Annotated in this window: 17 protein-coding genes and 1 riboswitch; of the genes, 13 read left to right on the top strand and 4 right to left on the bottom strand. The window is 74.5% G+C overall.

Going from position 1 to position 18,382, the window contains the following annotated elements; translation table 11 throughout:
- Nucleotides 1-28 precede the first annotated feature (28 nt).
- The 7 genes from ligA to gatB all read left to right on the top strand — a co-directional run bounded on the left by ligA (nt 29) and on the right by gatB (nt 7,964).
- A complete protein-coding gene (ligA, locus tag ACUJ8O_RS08820) occupies nt 29-2,422 on the top strand; it encodes an NAD-dependent DNA ligase LigA (RefSeq protein ID WP_095347192.1) in 2,394 nt (797 codons plus the stop codon).
- Nucleotides 2,419-3,336 (top strand): inositol monophosphatase family protein, encoded by a 918-nt coding sequence (locus ACUJ8O_RS08815; RefSeq protein WP_145951423.1) that lies wholly within the window; start codon nt 2,419-2,421, stop codon nt 3,334-3,336. Before ligA ends, ACUJ8O_RS08815 begins: the two co-directional genes overlap by 4 nt.
- Nucleotides 3,333-3,815, top strand: a complete 483-nt coding sequence (locus ACUJ8O_RS08810; RefSeq protein WP_144825341.1) for a hypothetical protein — start codon at nt 3,333-3,335, stop codon at nt 3,813-3,815. The genes ACUJ8O_RS08815 and ACUJ8O_RS08810 overlap by 4 nt, the downstream gene beginning before the upstream one ends.
- Nucleotides 3,812-4,336: a GNAT family N-acetyltransferase gene (locus ACUJ8O_RS08805; protein ID WP_144825340.1), complete on the top strand. Its 525-nt coding sequence runs from the start codon at nt 3,812-3,814 to the stop codon at nt 4,334-4,336. Before ACUJ8O_RS08810 ends, ACUJ8O_RS08805 begins: the two co-directional genes overlap by 4 nt.
- Nucleotides 4,337-4,540: 204 nt before the next feature.
- Nucleotides 4,541-4,837 carry an Asp-tRNA(Asn)/Glu-tRNA(Gln) amidotransferase subunit GatC gene (gatC, locus tag ACUJ8O_RS08800; protein ID WP_002854348.1) on the top strand — a complete coding sequence of 99 codons (297 nt, stop codon included), beginning with the start codon at nt 4,541-4,543 and terminating at the stop codon, nt 4,835-4,837.
- Between the two features lie 8 nt (nt 4,838-4,845).
- Nucleotides 4,846-6,462 carry an Asp-tRNA(Asn)/Glu-tRNA(Gln) amidotransferase subunit GatA gene (gene gatA / locus ACUJ8O_RS08795; RefSeq protein WP_445373320.1) on the top strand — a complete coding sequence of 539 codons (1,617 nt, stop codon included), beginning with the start codon at nt 4,846-4,848 and terminating at the stop codon, nt 6,460-6,462.
- Nucleotides 6,459-7,964, top strand: coding sequence for an Asp-tRNA(Asn)/Glu-tRNA(Gln) amidotransferase subunit GatB (gene gatB / locus ACUJ8O_RS08790; protein WP_078025703.1), 1,506 nt, complete (start codon nt 6,459-6,461; stop codon nt 7,962-7,964). Before gatA ends, gatB begins: the two co-directional genes overlap by 4 nt.
- Nucleotides 7,965-7,979: 15 nt before the next feature.
- On the opposite strand, the gene ACUJ8O_RS08785 is transcribed toward gatB, so the two are convergent.
- Nucleotides 7,980-9,056: a phosphotransferase gene (locus tag ACUJ8O_RS08785; protein ID WP_445373319.1), complete on the bottom strand. Its 1,077-nt coding sequence runs from the start codon at nt 9,054-9,056 to the stop codon at nt 7,980-7,982.
- Nucleotides 9,057-9,200: 144 nt separating this feature from the next.
- Here ACUJ8O_RS08785 and ACUJ8O_RS08780 point away from each other — a divergent pair, with 144 nt between their 5' ends.
- Nucleotides 9,201-10,097: a CPBP family glutamic-type intramembrane protease gene (locus ACUJ8O_RS08780; protein ID WP_158184619.1), complete on the top strand. Its 897-nt coding sequence runs from the start codon at nt 9,201-9,203 to the stop codon at nt 10,095-10,097.
- A gap of 18 nt (nt 10,098-10,115) precedes the next feature.
- Here the strand turns inward: ACUJ8O_RS08780 and ACUJ8O_RS08775 are convergent, their stop codons facing one another.
- Complete coding sequence (locus ACUJ8O_RS08775) at nt 10,116-10,751, bottom strand: VOC family protein (RefSeq protein ID WP_158183603.1); 636 nt, start codon at nt 10,749-10,751, stop codon at nt 10,116-10,118.
- Between the two features lie 177 nt (nt 10,752-10,928).
- A riboswitch (SAM riboswitch) is annotated at nt 10,929-11,044 on the top strand.
- A gap of 130 nt (nt 11,045-11,174) precedes the next feature.
- On the opposite strand from ACUJ8O_RS08775, the gene ACUJ8O_RS08770 reads away from it, so the two are divergent.
- Complete coding sequence (locus ACUJ8O_RS08770; protein WP_445373318.1) at nt 11,175-12,542, top strand: O-acetylhomoserine aminocarboxypropyltransferase/cysteine synthase family protein; 1,368 nt, start codon at nt 11,175-11,177, stop codon at nt 12,540-12,542.
- Nucleotides 12,539-13,669: a homoserine O-acetyltransferase MetX gene (gene metX / locus ACUJ8O_RS08765; protein ID WP_166437606.1), complete on the top strand. Its 1,131-nt coding sequence runs from the start codon at nt 12,539-12,541 to the stop codon at nt 13,667-13,669. Before ACUJ8O_RS08770 ends, metX begins: the two co-directional genes overlap by 4 nt.
- Before the next feature lie 75 nt (nt 13,670-13,744).
- Here metX and ACUJ8O_RS08760 read toward each other — a convergent pair whose 3' ends face one another.
- A complete protein-coding gene (locus ACUJ8O_RS08760; protein WP_445373317.1) occupies nt 13,745-14,638 on the bottom strand; it encodes an SGNH/GDSL hydrolase family protein in 894 nt (297 codons plus the stop codon).
- 80 nt (nt 14,639-14,718) lie between these two features.
- Between ACUJ8O_RS08760 and ACUJ8O_RS08755 the strand changes: the two genes are divergently transcribed.
- Nucleotides 14,719-15,411, top strand: coding sequence for an alpha/beta hydrolase (locus ACUJ8O_RS08755; RefSeq protein ID WP_095347183.1), 693 nt, complete (start codon nt 14,719-14,721; stop codon nt 15,409-15,411).
- Nucleotides 15,412-15,463: 52 nt separating this feature from the next.
- Here ACUJ8O_RS08755 and ACUJ8O_RS08750 read toward each other — a convergent pair whose 3' ends face one another.
- Nucleotides 15,464-15,706: an RNA-binding S4 domain-containing protein gene (locus ACUJ8O_RS08750; protein ID WP_095347181.1), complete on the bottom strand. Its 243-nt coding sequence runs from the start codon at nt 15,704-15,706 to the stop codon at nt 15,464-15,466.
- A gap of 141 nt (nt 15,707-15,847) precedes the next feature.
- Here ACUJ8O_RS08750 and ACUJ8O_RS08745 point away from each other — a divergent pair, with 141 nt between their 5' ends.
- Nucleotides 15,848-17,230: a glycine--tRNA ligase gene (locus ACUJ8O_RS08745; RefSeq protein ID WP_095347179.1), complete on the top strand. Its 1,383-nt coding sequence runs from the start codon at nt 15,848-15,850 to the stop codon at nt 17,228-17,230.
- On the top strand, nt 17,227-18,363 hold the full coding sequence (locus ACUJ8O_RS08740; protein ID WP_095347178.1) for a GNAT family N-acetyltransferase: 1,137 nt from the start codon (nt 17,227-17,229) through the stop codon (nt 18,361-18,363). Before ACUJ8O_RS08745 ends, ACUJ8O_RS08740 begins: the two co-directional genes overlap by 4 nt.
- Nucleotides 18,364-18,382 lie beyond the last annotated feature (19 nt).

Below are 18,382 nucleotides of genomic sequence, written 5' to 3'. Positions count from 1 at the left end.
GTCCGGGACGCCGACTACGCTGGGCCGGGTGAGCACCCCCAAGGAATCCGCCGCCCAGCCCGATCCGCAGGACATCCCCGCCGCGGACCTGCGGGAGGAGTACGAGGACCTCGTGGAGCGGGTCCGCGCCGCCCGGACCGCCTACTACCAGCGGGACGCCCCGGAGATCTCGGACGCCGAGTACGACGCGCTGTACCGCCGCCTCGAGGACCTCGAGGCCCTGCACCCCGAGCTCGTGGCCAACGACTCGCCCACCCAGGAGGTCGGCGGCGAGGTCTCGGAGGCGTTCGCCCCCGTCCGGCACGGGGCCCGCATGTACTCGCTCGAGGACCTGTTCTCCGTCGAGGAGCTCGAGGTCTGGTTCCGCCGCGCGGCGCAGGCCCTGACGCAGGTGCGACCGGGCGTGGCGCCCCGCTGGCTCGTGGAGGTGAAGATCGACGGGCTCGCCGTCGCCCTGCGCTACCGGGACGGGCGGCTCGTGCAGGCCGCCACCCGCGGCGACGGCGTCACGGGCGAGGACGTCACCGCCAACGTGCGCACCATCGGGGACATCCCGCACGAGCTCTCCGGCGAGGGCTGGCCCGCCGAGTTCGAGGTGCGCGGCGAGGTGTTCATGTCCTCCGCCGCCTTCGCCGAGCTCAACGCGCGTCGTGCCGAGGAGGGTCAGACGCCGTTCGCGAACCCGCGCAACGCCGCCGCCGGCGCCCTGCGTCAGAAGGACCCGGCCGTCACCGCGCAGCGCCCGCTGGCCATGTTCGTGCACGGCATCGGCTCGGTCGAGGCGTTCGGACTGGAGTCCCAGCACGAGGTGTACGACGCGCTCGCGGGCTGGGGCCTGCCCGTGAGCCCCTACACCCGCGTGGTGGAGGGTGCGGACGAGGAGGCGTTGGCCGCCGTCGTCGCGGTGATCGAGGAGTACGGCCGGCGCCGGCACGAGCTGATCCACGAGATCGACGGCATCGTGGTGAAGGCGGACGCGTTCGCGGACCAGCGCTACCTCGGCCACACCTCCCGCGTGCCCCGCTGGGCGGCGGCGTACAAGTACCCGCCGGAGGAGGTGCACACGCTGCTGCGGGACATCGCGGTCTCGGTGGGCCGCACCGGTCGGGTGACCCCGTTCGCGGTGTTGGAGCCGGTCACCGTGGCCGGGTCCACCGTCTCTCTGGCCACCCTGCACAACCAGGACGTGGTCAAGGCCAAGGGCGTGCTGATCGGGGACACCGTGGTGGTGCGCAAGGCCGGGGACGTGATCCCCGAGGTCGTGGGCCCCGTGCTGCCGCTGCGCGAGAAGGCGATCGAGGCGGGCCGGGAGCTGCGCGAGTTCGTCATGCCCGCGCACTGCCCCTCGTGCGGCACGCCGCTGGCCCCGGCCAAGGAGGGGGACGTGGACCTGCGCTGCCCCAACGCCCGCTCCTGCCCGGCCCAGCTGGCCGGCCGCGTCGAGCACCTGGCCAGCCGCGGCGCCTTCGACGTGGAGGCGCTCGGCGAGGAGGCCGCCCGCTGGCTCGTCCAGGGCCCCGGCGAGGACCCGGCCGAGCACGAGGGGCAGGTGCGCCCCGAGGGTCCCGGCCCCATCACGGCGGAGGCGCAGATCTTCGACCTCGCCTCCGGCACGCCGGAGGAGATCACGGGCCCCCGCGGCGAGGACGGGCTGACGGACCTGCAGCGCTCCCTCGGCGAGGTCCGCGTGTGGCGCGAGGGCCGTACGAAGGTGGACGGCCGCATGGTGCCCTCGGGCGTGTTCACGCTCAAGCCGTACTTCTTCACCGCCGGCACCGCGAAGAAGCCGTCCGCGCCCACGGCCAACACGCTCCGCCTGTTCGACGAGCTCGAGAAGGCCAAGTCCCAGCCGCTGTGGCGCACCCTCGTGGCGCTGTCCATCCGGCACGTGGGCCCGACGGCGGCCCGCTCGCTGGCCACGGCGTTCGGCTCGATGGCGGCGCTGCGCGCGGCGGCCGAGGCCGGCGACCGGGACCGGCTGGCCGAGATCGACGGCGTCGGTCCGATCATCGCGGACGCGCTCATCGAGTGGTTCGCCGAGGACTGGCACCGGGAGATCGTGGACCGCTGGGCCGCGGCGGGTGTGGCCATGGAGGACGAGCAGGACGAGTCCACCCCGCGCACGCTCGAGGGCCTGACCGTGGTGGTCACCGGCTCGCTCGAGGGCTTCTCCCGCGACTCCGCGAAGGAGGCGATCCTCGTGCGCGGCGGCAGGGCCTCCGGGTCCGTGTCCAAGAAGACCGACTTCCTGGTGGCCGGCGAGGCCGCCGGCTCCAAGCTGGACAAGGCGCAGTCCCTCGGCGTGCCCGTGCTGGACGAGGCCGGGTTCACGGCGCTGCTGGCCGGTGGCCCGGACGCCGTGCGCCCGGCGGGCACGGACGACGCCACCGACGACGCCGCAGAGGGGGAGGCCTCGGCATGAGCGCGCGCACCACGGTCCCGGGCCTGCTCGTGGTCGCCAAGGCCGCCGCGCGCGCCGGCGCGGACGTCCTGGCCCGGCGCTGGACCGGTCACCACCCGGCCGTCCCGCTGGGCATCGAGGAGATCGGCGCGCAGACGAAGTCCTCCGGCTCCGACTGGGTCACCGACTACGACCGCCGCGCCGAGCAGGCCGTCCGGGAGGTCGTCGCCGGCTACCGCCCCTCGGACGAGATCACCGGCGAGGAGTACGGCGCCACCCGTCCGGCCGAGCCGTCCGGGTACCGCTGGTCCATCGACCCGCTGGATGGCACCACGAACTTCGTGCGCGGGCTGCCGCAGTTCTGCACCTCGGTGGCCGTCACCGGCCCGGTGGACGCCGAGACCGCCGACCTGCTGGGGGTGGCCGAGGGCACCGAACGCTGGCTGGCCGGCGTCGTGGCGGCGCCCGCGCTGGGGCGCACCTGGTTCGCGAGCGCGGGCCGGGGCGCCTTCAGCACCGCGGACGCGACGACGGCGGGCGTGGACGTGCCCGACCGGGACGCCGTCCCCGTGCGGCTCACCGGTCCCGTGCCGGGCCGCTCGGGGCGGCTGCTCGCCACCGGCTTCGGCTACGACCCCGCTCGCCGGGCCCTGCAGGTGCGGGCGCTCGCGGCCCTGCTGCCCGCGTTCGGGGACGTGCGGCGGATCGGCTCGGCGGCGCTGGATCTGTGCATGGTCGCGGACGGCACCCTGGACGCCTATGCCGAGTTCGGCACGCAGGAGTACGACTGGGCCGCCGGCGCGCTGGTGGCGGAGGAGGCCGGCGTCGCGGTGACGCGGCCCGCCTCGGCGGACGGCACGGCACATCCCGACTGGATGGTGGCCGGCGACGTGGACGCGGCCGCGCTGGCCGCCGTGACGGGGGAGACGGCATGAGGCGGATCGTCGGAGACCCGTGGTTCTACCCGGTCCTGTTCGTGGCCGGTGGCCTGACGTTCATGATCGCGGGGACGCGCCTGCAGCAGGTCGGCATGATCGTGGCCGGGCTCGTCCTGGCCGGCTACGCGGTCACGTACCGGTGGGCGGTGCGGGTCCGCTCGCGGCCGTTCGCCGGCGCACAGGCGCACGTCGAGGGCGGCGGCGTCGTCGTGTTCTGGCGGCCGGGCTGCCCGTTCACGCGGCGGCTGGTCAAGGAGCTGACGGCGCAGGAGCGGGGCCGCGCCTACTGGGTGAACATCTGGCAGGAGCCGGCGGCCGCGACGTTCCTCGAGGGGCTGCACGAGGCGCGCGACGGCCACCCCCACCAGGCCGTGCCCACCGCCTGGCTGCGTCGGCGCGACTACGTCGTGGCCACGGACGCGACCCGCGCCCGCCTGAAGGACACGCTGCGCCAGCACGCCGGAGGTGACGCATGAGCGCCCTCGTCCGCCCGCTGCGCCCCGAGGACCACGAGGCGGTCGCCGAGCTCACCCTGGCGTCCTATGTCGACGGCGGCCACATCGCCCCCGACGACGCCTACGTGAAGACCCTCATGGACGTGGCCGACCGGGCCGGCCGCGCGGAGGTGCTCGTGGCCGAGATCGACGGCGAGGTGGCCGGGTCCGTGGTGCTCACCCCGCCCGGCTCGCCCCTGGCCGAGACCTCCGGCGACGGGGAGTACGAGTTCCGCATGCTCGCCGTGCACCCGCGGTTCCACCGCCGCGGGGTGGGCGGCGCCCTGCTGGCCGAGATCGTGGCGCGGGCCCGCGCCGAGGAGGGCGTGGACGCCGTCGTGCTGACCACCATGCCCTCCATGACCGACGCCCACCGCATGTACGAGCGCGCCGGCTTCGTGCGTGTCCCCGAGCGGGACTGGCTCCTCGCGGACGTGGTGCCGGACCTCGACCCGGCCGACGAGACCGGCCCGTTCCTCGTCTACCGGCTCGCGCTGGACTGACCCCGGGCGGGAGATCGGCACCGGGACCCCATTCGGGGCGGGAAATCCCTGTCATGCGGGCCCGGAGCGCCGCGGTGGGGCGGATCTCCCGCCTCGACGCGGTGGCGGCGGCCGGGCAGGCCCCGGCACTAGACTCGATTCCGATGTGGCCGCCGCCGCGCCGGCGTCGTCCACCCCGCCCCGACCCGTCACACGAGGAGATCCATGCCTGAGATCACCCGGGATCAGGTGGAGCATCTGGCTCGCCTGGCCCACATCCGGATGACCGACGAGGAGCTGGACACGATGTCCGGCGACCTGGAGAAGATCCTGGAGCACGTCTCCGCGGTCCAGGCCGCCGCGGGCGACGACGTGACGCCGACGTCCCACCCCATCGCACTGGAGAACGTGTTCCGCGAGGACGTGCCGGCCGGCATGCTCACGCAGGAGGAGGCCCTCGACCAGGCGCCGGACTCCGAGGACGGCCAGTTCAAGGTCCCCGCCATCCTGGACGGAGAGTGATCACCCCCATGACCGAGACGTTCGACGTGAACGCGACCCTCGGCGCCGACGAGCTCGTCCGGCTCACCGCGCTGCAGATGGCCGAGCGCCTGCGCGCCGGCACCACCACGTCCGTGGAGCTCGTCCAGGCCCACCTGGACCGCATCGCGGCCCACGACGGCGACGTGCGCGCCGACGCCGACGGCGACCGCGGCGTGCGCGCCTACCTCCACGTGAACACGGACGAGGCCCTCGCCGTCGCCGCCGAGGTGGACGCGATCCGCGCCGCCGGCGGCCCCGAGGCCGACGCCCTGCACCCGCTGGCCGGCGTGCCCGTGGCCGTGAAGGACAACATCGTCACGCGCGGCCAGCCGACCACGGCCGCCTCCCGCATGCTCGAGGGCTGGCTCAGCCCGTACGACGCCACGGTGGTGGCCCGCCTCCGCCAGGCCCGCCTGCCGATCCTCGGCAAGACCAACCTCGACGAGTTCGCCATGGGCGGTTCCACCGAGCACTCCGCGTTCGGCATCACCCGCAACCCGTGGGACGGGGACCGCGTGCCCGGCGGCTCGGGCGGCGGGTCGGCGGCCGCCGTGGCCGCGTTCCTGGCCCCCTTCGCCCTCGGCTCGGACACCGGCGGCTCCGTGCGTGAGCCCGCCGCGTTCACCGGCACGGTCGGCGTGAAGCCCACCTATGGCGCCGTCTCGCGCTACGGCCTGATCGCCATGGCCTCCTCGCTGGACCAGATCGGCCCCGCCGCCCGCACCGTGGCCGACGCCGCGGCGCTGCAGCAGGTCATCGCCGGCCACGACCCGCAGGACTCCACGTCCCTGGCCGACGAGCCGGCGGACCTGACCGGCGCGGCCCGCGGCCGCGACCTGGCGGGGCTGCGCGTCGGCGTCGTGACGGACCTGCCGGCGGACGCGTTCCACCCGGGCATCCGGGCCGGCTTCGACGAGCACGTCGCCGCCCTGCGGGAGGCCGGCGCGGAGATCGTGGAGGTCTCCTGCCCCAGCTTCGACGCCGCCCTCGGCGCGTACTACCTGATCATGCCCTCGGAGGCCTCCTCCAACCTGGCCCGCTTCGACGGCGTCCGCTACGGCCACCGCGTGGTGCCCGACGGCGGCGGCACGATCGAGCAGGTCATGGGCGCCACCCGCGCCGCCGGCTTCGGCGCCGAGGTCAAGCGCCGCATCATCCTGGGCACCTACGCGCTGTCCGCCGGCTACTACGACGCCTACTACGGCTCCGCGCAGAAGGTCCGCACGCTCGTGCAGGAGGACTTCGCCCGCGCCTTCGAGCAGGTGGACGTCATCCTCACGCCCACCGCGCCGACCCCGGCGTTCGAGCTGGGCGCCAAGACGGACGACCCGATGACCATGTACGTCAACGACCTGGCCACCATCCCGGCCAACCTCGCCGGCATCCCGGGCATGTCCGTGCCGGGCGGCGTCGTCGACGGGCTGCCCTACGGCCTGCAGCTGATGGCGCCCGCGCGCGAGGACGCCCGCCTGTACGAGGCCGGCGCCGCGCTCGAACGCCTCGTGGCCGAGCGCCGGGGCGGGCCGGTGTGGGCCGAGGCCCCCGAGCTGGAGAAGGGCGCGCAGCGCGCCACCACCGCGACCACGGCAGGAGGCCGGGCATGAGCCACGCAGAACAGACCATGGACTTCGCGGAGGCGATGGAGCGCTTCGACCCGGTGCTGGGCTTCGAGGTGCACGTGGAGCTGAACACCGCCACGAAGATCTTCTCCTCGGCGCCCAACGCGTTCGGCGACGAGCCGAACACGAACGTGACCCCGCTCGACCTCGGCCTGCCGGGCACCCTGCCGGTGCTCAACCGCAAGGTCGTGGAGTACGCGATCCGCCTGGGCGTGGCCCTGGACGCGCAGGTCGCCGAGACCTGCCGGTTCGCGCGGAAGAACTACTTCTACCCGGACACGCCGAAGAACTTCCAGACCTCCCAGTACGACGAGCCGATCGTCTTCGACGGCCACCTGGACGTCGAGTTGGAGGACGGTGAGGTCTTCCGCGTGGAGATCGAGCGCGCGCACCTCGAGGACGACGCCGGCAAGCTCACCCACGTGGGCGGCTCCGGGCGGATCCAGGGCGCCTCCGCGTCCCTCGTCGACTACAACCGTGCGGGCGTGCCGCTCATCGAGATCGTCACCAAGCCGATCGTCGGCGCCGGTGCGCGGGCCCCCGAGCTGGCCCGCGCCTACGTCACCGCGATCCGGGACATCGTGCAGGCCATCGACATCTCCGACGCGCGGATGGAGCGCGGCAACGTCCGCTGCGACGCGAACGTCTCGCTGATGCCCAAGGGCGCCACCGAGTTCGGCACCCGCACCGAGACGAAGAACGTGAACTCCACGCGCGCCGTGCAGCACGCGGTCACCCACGAGATCCAGCGCCAGGCCGCGGTGCTCGCCGCGGGCGGCACCGTGACGCAGGAGACCCGCCACTGGCACGAGGACACCCGCAGCACCACCTCGGGCCGCCCGAAGTCGGACGCGGACGACTACCGGTACTTCCCCGAGCCGGACCTCGTGCCCGTGCACGTGGACGCCGCGTGGGTCGAGCGCGTGCGCGCGGCCATGCCCGAGCTGCCGGCCGTGCGGAACAAGCGGCTCAAGGCCGAGTGGGGCTTCTCGGACGAGGAGTTCCGCGACGTCGTCAACGCCGGCGTCCTGGACGAGATCGTCGCGACCGTGGAGGCCGGCGCCTCCGCGGCGGCCGCCCGCAAGTGGTGGATGGGCGAGATCGCCCGCCTGGCGAACGTCCGCGAGGTCGCCGTCGCCGAGCTGGGGATCACCCCGGCGCACGTGGTGGAGGTCGAGGAGCTGATCGCCGCGAAGACGATCAACGACAAGATCGCCAAGCAGGTGCTCGGTCTGGTGGCCGACGGCGAGGGCGCCCCGAAGGAGGTCGTCGCGGCGAAGGGCCTGGCCGTGGTGTCCGACGACGGCGCGCTCACCGAGGCCGTCGACGCCGCGATCGCCGCCAACCCGGACGTGGCCGAGAAGATCAAGGGCGGCAAGATGGCCGCCGTCGGCGCCCTGATCGGCCCGGTCATGAAGGCCACCCGCGGGCAGGCCGACGCCGGCCGCGTCCGCGAGATCGTGCTGGAGCGCCTGGGCGTGTCCTGACGACCGCGCGGGCCCTCAGCCGTCCAGGGCGGTGAGGGCCCGCGCCACGCGGGGCAGGGTCTTGCGCAGCAGGCGCCGCCAGGACCCCGCGGCCAGCCCGCCGACGATCGCGTCCCGGGCCGCCGCGTCGTCGAGCGTCTCCAGGGCCATCGCCCCGAGCCACACGCGGGCCCGCCGCGCCTCGGCCGCGTCCCGGGCCAGGTCGGGCACCTTCTGCTCGCCGTGCCACAACGCCAGGTAGGCGACGTTGAGGGCCGGGTCCCACGCGCACGCGAGGTCCCAGTCGAGCACACCGGCCAGCGCCCAGCGCAGCGGGGCGCGCGGGTCCTCGTCCTCGGGCACGGCACGCCAGCGCATGTTGTGCCCGGCCAGGTCGCCGTGCACCAGCGACGGCGGCACGGGCGGCGCGGCGGTCCACGTCGTCACCGCGTCCGTGAGGGCGGCCACCGCGTCCGGCCATGCTTCGGCGCCCAGCCGCGCGTCGAGGTCGTGCCCCTCCCATGCGCCCAGGCGCGCGGCGACCGCCCCCGGCAGCGCCGCGACGTGCCGGGCGCGCGCCGGCGTCCACGGGCCGCGGAACGCGAACGGGCGGCCGAGGTGGGGGGCGACCCGCGGGTCGGTGACGTCCACGGCGGCGAGGTCGTCGAGGACGCCGCGCAGCACGGCCGGATCGCCCTCGTGCGGCGGATGCGGCCCGCCCGGGAGGAAGCGCTGCAGCACCGCGGCGCCCGGGCCCGCGGAGACGGGGTCCGAGAGGGCGACCGGGACGGCCCACGGCACGCGGCGCTCGGCCAGGGCCGCGGCGAGCCCGTCGAGGAGGGCCAGGCGCCGGGGCAGGTGCGCCGCGGGATCCCGCTCGGGCGCCCACCGCGCGGCCGGGGCGGCGCCGACCTCGTGGGCCCGCGTCATCCGGAGGACGCCGACGTCCTCGAGCACGAGCACGCGGTGGAACTGCCCGCCCTCCTCCACGGACGCCGCGGCCCAGTCGGCTGTGCGGAGCCGGCGGGCGAGAGCGGGGTCGAGGCCGGGGCGGAGGTGCTGCAGGGCGCGGTGGACCAGCTCGAGCTCGCTGGGGGCAGGCGGGGAGACCACACGACCACGCTAACCCTCCCTCCGCCCCCCTCCCGGACTTTCGAACGTGACATCGGGGGAATGGGGACTTTCGAACGGGAGATAGGCCCTCCCTCACGTTCGAAAGTGCCCGGGGGGAGAGGTGGCGGGCGGATACTGGAGGGCATGCCCGCCACCCCGCGCACGTCCCGCACCCCGGCCGGCCCGGCCGTCCGACCCGCCCCCGCGCTGCCCGCCCCGTCCGCGCGCACGGTGCGGTGGGAGATCGCGATCGTCCTCGGCCTCTCCCTGGGGAAGTCGGCGGTCTATGCGATCGTCCAGCTCATCGACAAGGCCACCCAGGTCCCGCTCGGCGAGCAGACCACCGTCCTCAACCCGGCCCTGGCCGACCGCTGGGCCTTCGACCTGACCTATCAGCTGCTCGGCATCGGGTTCGCGCTCGTGCCGGTGGCCCTCGTGCTGCACCTGATGCACCTGCGCGGCCGGGACCCGTTCCGTGTGCTCGGCCTCGACCTGCGCCGCCCCGGCCGCGACGTGGCCTGGGGCCTGGGCCTGTTCGCGGCCATCGGGCTGGGCACGCTCGGCGTCTACGCCGCCGGCCGGGCCCTGGGGATCACGACGGCGATCGTCGGCTCGGCGCTCGGGGAGAGCTGGTACCAGGTGCCGGTCCTGCTGCTCTCCGCGCTGCGGCACGGACTGCTGGAGGAGGTCATCGTGGGCGCCTGGCTCGTCGACCGGCTCGGGTATCTGCAGCGGCTGCGCGCCGCGGGCCTGGCGCACGATCCGGCGCCGGCCGTGCCGTCGTCGTGGGTGAGCGCCGAGGGGCTGTACCTGCCGACCCGCGCGGCCGTCGTCGTGCTCGCCCTCGCGCTGCTGCGCGGGGCGTACCACCTGTACCAGGGGATCGGGCCGGGCGTGGGCAACGCCCTGATGGGCGTGGTGTTCGTGCTCGTGTTCCTGCGGGTGCGCCGGGTGATGCCGCTGGTCATCGCGCATGCGCTGCTGGACGCCGTCGGGTTCGTCGGCTACCCGCTGCTGGCGCGGGCGGGGCTGCTCGGCTGAGCGGCCCCGCCCCCGCGCTCAGAGCGTGACCTCGCCCTTCGGGGTGCGGAAGGTGACCGAGACGATGCCCGGGGTGCCGGAGGGCGCGACGTACTCGATGTTCACGTCCTGGACCTGGCCGTCCTCGTCGTCGCCGAGCCACTCGGCGAGGCGCTCGGGGGAGCCGGCGATGTTCAGGCGCTCGATGGTGGCCTGCGGCTCGGCCGCCTGCGAGGGGTGCATGTCCTCCTGGCCGTCGGCCCAGCGCAGGATGAACGGCAGCTGCGGGTCCGCGAGGGTTCCCTTGATGCCGATCTGGCGCCAGGACAGCTCGCGGCCGTCCGGGAAGCGACGGTTGCCGGGGACGGCCTCGCGGCCGAGGCGGCGCTCGAAGCGGCCGATGTCCGTGGTGGCCACGGCCCAGCTCATCCAGCCGCCGCCCTGCTCGGTGCGGGCGCGGACCAGCTGGCCGAACGGCGCGCTGAGGGAGGCGGGGTGGTCGAGTGCCTCGACGACCTCCAGATACTGCCTGCCCGCCATGGGGAACAGGGCGTTCTGCGTGCCGAAGCGGGGGTGGACACCGCCCTTGATCCGCTCGATGCCCAGCGTCTCGGCGATGCGGGCGACCGTGGCGTCCAGGCCCTCGGGGCCGGCGGCGTAGGACACGTGGTCCATGCGACAGGTGTGCACTGCGCTGTTCCTCTCCGTTCCCGGGCTGCCCCGGGGGTTGACCTGGTGCGAGTCGCGGGGCGTCGAGCCCTTGACGGGTCGGGCGCCCCGTGCGGAGAGCGTATCCGCGGGTGACACGCGTGACGAAATCGTGGCGGGGCGGCGGGCTACACTCGGAGGCACGGTCACGAGAGTCAGCAACAGGCCCCGGCATGCTGACCGGCAACCCTCCTTCCGCGGTGGGGTGCCCCGGGTGACGACCAGGCCGGCCCCACAACGGACGCCGGCAAGCGCGGGCCGATCCCACGGCCCCTCTCGACGGCGCCGGGTCATCTCCGGCACCTCGACGACGCCGGTCCGCGAATCGGCACGTCGGCCGGCGGGCGGGGCGGCCGGGTCCGGCCCCTGAACCCCTCAGGAGGGTCCGCCATGACCGACCAGACCACCCCGACCCCGGACGCCTGGGGCTTCTCCACCGCGCAGGTCCACGCGGGCGTCGCCGTCGGCCAGCACGCCTTCGGTGCGACCGCCCTGCCGATCTTCCAGACCACCTCGTACGACTTCCCGTCCGCCCAGGTGGCCGCGGACCGGTTCGCGCTCAAGGACCTCGACCCGCTCTACACCCGCATCGGCAACCCGACGCAGGGCCCGGTGGAGGAGAAGATCGCCGCGCTCGAGGGCGGTGTGGGCGCGCTGCTGCTGGCCTCCGGCCAGGCGGCGACGACGTTCGCGATCCTCAACCTCGCCGGCGCCGGCGACCACGTGGTCGCCTCGGCCAGCCTCTACGGCGGCACGCAGAACCTGTTCAAGCACACCCTCGCCAAGGTCGGCGTCGAGACGACGTTCGTGACCGACCCGGACGACCTCGAGTCCTGGCGCGCCGCCGTCCGGCCGAACACCACGGCGTTCTTCGGCGAGACCCTCGGCAACCCGCGCGGGGACGTCCTGGACGTGCGCGCCGTCGCCGACGCCGCCCACGAGGCCGGCGTGCCGCTGATCGTGGACAACACGCTGGCCACCCCGTACCTGCTGCGGCCGATCGAGCACGGCGCCGACGTCGTCACCCACTCCGCCACGAAGTACCTCGGCGGGCACGCCGCGGCCATCGCGGGCGTGATCGTCGACGCCGGCACATTCGACTACGCGCAGCACGCCGAGCGGTACCCCGGCTTCAACGAGCCGGACGAGTCGTACCACGGCCTCGTCTACGCGCGGGACCTCGGGGTGGGCTCGCCGCTCGGCGCCAACCTGGCCTTCATCCTGAAGGCGCGCGTGCAGCTGCTGCGCGACTACGGCTCGGCCATCTCCCCGTTCAACGCCTTCCTGGTGAACCTCGGCCTGGAGACCCTGTCCCTGCGCATGGAGCGGCAGGTGGCCAACGCGGCCGCGGTGGCGGGCTGGCTGGAGGGTCGCGACGACGTCGAGCACGTGGTCTACGCCGGCCTGGAGTCCAGCCCGTGGCACGAGCGGGCCCGGCGCTACCTGCCGAAGGGCGCGGGCGCGTTCGTCTCCTTCGAGATCGCGGGCGGCCGAGAGGCCGGGGCCGCGTTCGTGGACGGGCTCACCCTGCACCACCACGTGGCCAACATCGGCGACGTCCGCTCGCTCGTGGTGCACCCGGCCTCGACCACCCACTCCCAGCTCACCGACGACGAGCAGCGCGCCGCTGGCGTCACCCCCGGCCTGGTGCGGCTCTCGCTCGGCGTGGAGGACGTCGAGGACATCCTCGCCGACCTCGAGCGCGGCTTCGCGGCCGCCGCTCGCCGCGGCGACGACGACGCGGGGGAGCGGGCATGACCGCCGTCGCCACGCGTCCGTCGCGCACCGCGCTGCCCCGCGGCGGCCGCCACCGTCTGCGGGTCGGCGAGCTGCGCACCGAGACCGGCGGGCTGCTGCCCGACGTCGAGCTGGCCTACGAGACCTGGGGCACCCTCGCCGCCGACGGCTCCAACGCCGTGCTCGTGCTGCACGCCCTCACCGGCGACGCGCACGTGGCCGCGCACGAGCAGGACCCGACGCCGGGCTGGTGGGACGCCCTCGTCGGCCCGGGCCGCGCCGTGGACACGGACCGGTGGTTCGTGGTCGCCCCCGCCATGATCGGCGGCTGCCACGGCTCCACCGGGCCCTCGACGCCGGCCCCCGACGGGCGGCCCTGGGGCTCCCGGTTCCCGTTCCTCACGCTGCGGGACGCGGTCGAGGCCGAGCGGCGCCTGGCCGACCACCTCGGGATCGGCGCCTGGCGTGCCGTGATCGGCGGATCGATGGGCGGGGCCCGCGCCCTCGAGTGGGCCGCGACCCACCCCGCGCGCGTCGCCGGGGTGGGCGTGCTGGCCGCCACCGCGGCCTCCTCCGCCGACCAGATCGCGTGGGGCCAGGCGCAGACCGCGGCCATCCGCCTCGACCCGGACTTCCAGGGCGGCGACTACTACCCCGGCCCCGGCCCCGTGGCCGGCCTGGGCATCGCCCGGCGCATCGCCCACACCACCTACCGCACGGCGGGCGAGCTCGGCCAGCGGTTCGGCCGGGAACCGCAGGGCGTCGAGGACCCGTTCGGCGCCGTCGTCGGGGTGCCGGGCGGGCGCGGGCGCTACGCCGTGGAGTCCTACCTGGACCACCAGGCGGCCAAGCTCACCGACCGGTTCGACGCGAACTCCTACCTCGTGGTCACCGAGGCCCTCATGGGCCACGACGTCGGGCGCGGGCGCGGCGGCGTGGCGGCGGCGCTCGCGGACTACCGGGGCCGGGCGTTCGTGGCCGCCGTCGACTCGGACCGGCTCTACCTGCCGGCCGAGTCCGAGGCGCTCGCGGCGGCGCTGCCCGCGCGGCCGCCGGTGCACACGATCGCCTCGCCCATCGGCCATGACGGCTTCCTCACCGAATACGGCCAGGTGGCCGACACGCTCAAGCGCACCCTCGCCCTCTGAACTTTCGTTCGGGAAACGGCGGCGTGTCGCGGCACTGTCGTTCGGGAAACGGCCACCGGTCCCCGCCGGCCGGGCTCAGGGCTCGACGATGTCCAGCGGCTCGGTGTGGTCCGAGCCCTGCGGCATCGGCGCGCCGAAGAGCGGCTCGGGGACGGGGCGCTTGGCCGTGACGCCGTCGCCCGAGGAGACGCCGCGGAGGCGGCGGACCACCCACGGCGCCAGGTGCGTGCGCACCCATGCGGCGTCCGACGCGCGGGCCGCGCGCCACGTGCGCGGCGCCGGCGGGGCCAGGCGCAGGTGCTCGAGGCCGTGCTCCACGCCGAGGGTGTCCAGCACCATCGCGGCGATCGTGTGGTGGCCGAGCGCGGAGAAGTGCAGGCGGTCCTCGGCCCACATCTCCCGCCGGGCGAGGTCCTTGAGTGACCACATGTCCGGCACCAGCGCGTCGTGCCGCAGCGCGATGGTGCGCACGTTCTCGTTGTAGATCGCCACGGTGCCGCGGATGCGGCCGATGACGGGCGTGCCCTTCACGTCGGTCGCGTTGAACAGCAGCACGGTGGCCCCGGCGGAGGCCAGGCGCTCGACGACGGCGTCCAGCCGGGCCGCGATCTCGTCCGGGTCCGCGCCGCGCAGGATGTCGTTGCCGCCCGCACACACGCTGATGAGGTCCGGCCGCAGGGCGATCACCGGCTCCACCTGGTCCTCGGCGATCTGGTCCAGCAGCTTCCCGCGGACCGCCAGGTTGGCGTAGGCCAGGTCCTCACCGGGCGGCGTCAGGCGGGAGAGCTCCTCGGCCAGGCGGTCGGCCCAGCCGCGGTGGTAGCCGGGGCGGTCCGGGTCCGGGTCGCCGATGCCCTCGGAGAACGAGTCCCCGATGGCGACGTAGCGGCGCCACGGATGGGCGGCGGGGTCGTCGACCGGGGTCGCGTCGGAGGCGTGCGGAGGCTGGGAGGAGGATGGGTTACCCACGGGTAGGATTCTGCCCGCGTCGCGCGGGAGGGGTCAACCTCCGGGAGGGGCCGACCGTGCCGCTCGCTAGGCTGGCGGACGTGAACGCGAACCCCACCCCCGCCGTCGAGCCCGTCGTCCGCTGGTCCCGCCCCGAGGGCGAGCGCACCGAGGACCTGCTGATCGTCCTGCACGGCTACGGCGCGAACGAGGACGACCTGTTCGGCCTCGTCCCGCACCTGCCCGAGCACGTCACGGTGGCCGCCGTCCGCGCGCCCCTGCCCCTGCAGCCGGGCTCCCACGCCTGGTTCCCGCTCTCCCAGGACCCCGTCACGGGCGAGCTGGGCTCCACCGCCGAGCCGGTCCGCGAGGCCGTCGAGGCCCTGCACGCCTGGGTGCAGGCGGTGCGCGGGGACTTCCGCACCGTCTCCCTGCTCGGCTTCTCGCAGGGCATGGCGATGGCCACGTCGCTGCTGCGCCTGGACCCGGAGGCCTACGCGTGCACCGTGGCGCTGTCCGGCTTCGTGGTGGACCCGGAGCTCACCGAGCCGCGGCTGCGCGAGCTGTTCACCCGCGACGACGACGTCGCCCGCGTCCGACCGAAGGTCTTCTGGGGCCGCGGCCAGGAGGACCCGATCATCTCCGAGCCCCGGGTCGAGGAGACCCATGCCTGGCTGAACGCCCACGTGGACCTCATGAAGATCGTCTACGCCGGGCTCGGCCACGGGATCAACGAGCAGGAGCTGGGCCACGTGAAGGAGTACCTCGCACACATGGTGCCGCCCCGCGGCTGACGCACCGGACCTGTTCGACGACGGCGCCACGGCCGCCCGCCGCGGCGTCGGCTCAGGCCTGCCCGGCCTGGACGACGAACGCCTCGCCGGCGAACTCCACGACGTCCCCGTCGTGCAGCTGGGCGCCGCGGCGCATCTCCACCGCGCCGTTGACGGTGACGAGCCCGTCGGTGACGACGTCGCGGGCCATGGCCCCGTCCTCCACGAGGGAGGCGAGCTTGAGCGCCTGGCCGAGGCGGATGGACTCGTCACGGATGGGCAGGGGCTGGGCGTCGGGTGCGTTCGTCTCGGTCATGGTGTCCATCATGGCCGGTAGGCTGGACGGGATCGACCGGCGCGCCGCGCCGGAACGGGCCCGCCGCGTCGGAGGCGGCCGGGTGCCGTCGTCGTCGTGATCCCCTCCCGCCCCGCCGATGAGTACGGAAGTGATGCCCCCATGGCTGCCAAGTCCCCGCTGGACAACGTCATCAACCTCGCCAAGCGCCGAGGCTTCGTGTTCCAGGCCGGTGAGATCTACGGCGGTTCGCGCTCCGCGTGGGACTACGGGCCCCTGGGCGTGGAGCTGAAGGAGAACATCAAGGCCGAGTGGTGGAAGACCTTCGTGCGCTCCCGCGAGGACATGGTGGGCCTGGACTCCTCCATCATCCTGCCGCGCGCGGTGTGGGAGGCCTCCGGCCACGTCGAGACCTTCACCGACCCGCTCGTGGAGTGCACCCAGTGCCACAGGCGCCACCGCCAGGACCACCTGCTCGAGGCGTTCGAGGCCAAGAAGGGCCGGCCGGCCGAGGGCATGGCCGAGATCGTGTGCCCGGACTGCGGCACCCAGGGTGCCTGGACCGAGCCGCAGCTGTTCTCGGGCCTGGTCAAGACCTACCTCGGCCCCGTGGACAACGAGGAGGGCCTGCACTACATGCGCCCGGAGACGGCGCAGGGCATCTTCGTGAACTTCCTCAACGTGCTGGGCGCGGCCCGGAAGAAGCCGCCGTTCGGCATCGGCCAGATCGGCAAGGCGTTCCGCAACGAGATCACCCCGGGCAACTTCATCTTCCGCACCCGCGAGTTCGAGCAGATGGAGATCGAGTACTTCGTGCCGCCGGCCGAGGCGAAGCAGCACTTCGACCGCTGGGTCGAGGACTGCTGGGACTGGTTCATCGACCTCGGCATCGACCCCGCGCACCTGCGGAAGTTCGACGTCCCCGCAGACGAGCGGGCGCACTACTCCGACGCCACGATCGACCTCGAGTACGACTTCGGGTTCACCGGCGGCGACGGCTGGGGCGAGCTGATGGGCATCGCGAACCGCACCGACTACGACCTCGGGCGGCACACCGAGCACTCGGGCACCAAGATGCAGTACTTCGACCAGGCCAACAACGAGCACTACACCCCGTACGTGATCGAGCCGTCCTTCGGCCTGACCCGCGCCATGATGGCGTTCCTCGTGGACGCCTATGCCGAGGACGAGGCCCCGAACGCCAAGGGCGGCGTGGACGTGCGCACCGTGCTCAAGCTGGACCCGCGCCTGGCCCCGGTCAAGGCCGCCGTGCTCCCGCTGTCGAAGAAGCCCGAGCTGCAGCCGGCCACCCAGTCCCTCGCGGCGGAGCTGCGCACCCTCTGGAACATCGAGACGGACGACTCCGGCGCGATCGGCCGTCGCTACCGCCGCCAGGACGAGATCGGCACCCCGTTCTGCATCACCGTGGACTTCGACACCCTCGAGGACCAGGCCGTGACCATCCGCGAGCGGGACACCATGGCCCAGGAGCGCGTGGCCCTGTCCCAGGTGAAGTCCTACCTGCTGGAGCGCCTGGTCAAGTGAGCGGGGACGTGACGGGAGCGGCCGGGGCCGCGGGCCACGACGACGGCGGCGCGCTGTTCGACTCCGCCGCGGTCGCCGGCGGGGAGATCGTGCTGCGTCCCTGGCGGCCCGGGGACGACCTGGCCCTGCTCGAGGTGTGGGGCGACCCGGCCAACGCGCAGCAGCACCAGGACCGGGCGATGCTCGCCGAGGACGCGGAACGGCCCTGGCGCCGCGCGCTCGTGGCCGAGGCCGCCGGCGTGCCGGTGGCCGCCGGCGTCGTCTATGCCTCGTCCGTGCACCCGCGGCGGCTGTGGCTGTACGTCGAGACCGCGGCCGCCGAGCGGCGCCGGGGCATCGGCCGGGCGCTCGTGGCGGCCCTGCGGGGGCTCGCCGCGGAGGCGCACGCCGCCGGCGCCATCCCGACGACGGCCCTGAAGGCCCGGTTCGCCAAGGACGCCCTGGTGCCCGGCGTGACCGGCGCCGACCCGCAGACCGAGGCCGACGGTGCGACCGTCCGCCCGCCCGTGGACACGGACGCCGTGCGCTCCCAGACCGCCGCGCTGGCCGCCGGCACCGAGGCGTTCCTCGTGGCCGAGGGCTTCACCCCCGTGCAGCGCTCCCGCCGCGTCGCGATCGCCCCGGGCGCCATCGGCCTGCCGGACGTGCGCGGGGAGGAGCACCCGGACGGCGTGGTCCTCGAGGAGGCCTCGACCGGCTCCGTCGAGCTGACGCAGGCGGTCACCGCGTTCTACGACGCCGTGCACGCGTGGGACCCGTCGACCCTGAGCGTCGGGGCCGCCCAGCAGCTGCTGCTGGGTCCGGCCACCGGGGCCGCGGGCGCGGTCGTGCTCCGCGACGCGCCGAAGGCCGAGGGTGGGCGCGTCCGCGCGTTCGCGGTGTCCTACACGCCGGAGCGCCAGGACGCGCCGGCCGACGTGCTCGTGGGCTGGGATCCGGAGCTGGGGGAGGAGGACGCGCTGCAGGCCGTGGCCGACCTGCTCGCCCTGCTCGTGGCCCAGTACCCCGTGCAGATCGAGGTGGACGAGGCGATGGCGCCTCTGGAACGGATCGTGGACGGGCTCATCGGCGGCAACGCGGCGCGGACGCTGGTGGACACGTACGTGTTCGTGGACGACGCGCCGGGCGCGTGAACCGGGCGGCCGCGACCGA

Source organism: Micrococcus sp. EWR3.9.1 (genome assembly GCF_052615555.1).
This window is presented reverse-complemented; position numbering and strand designations above follow the sequence as displayed.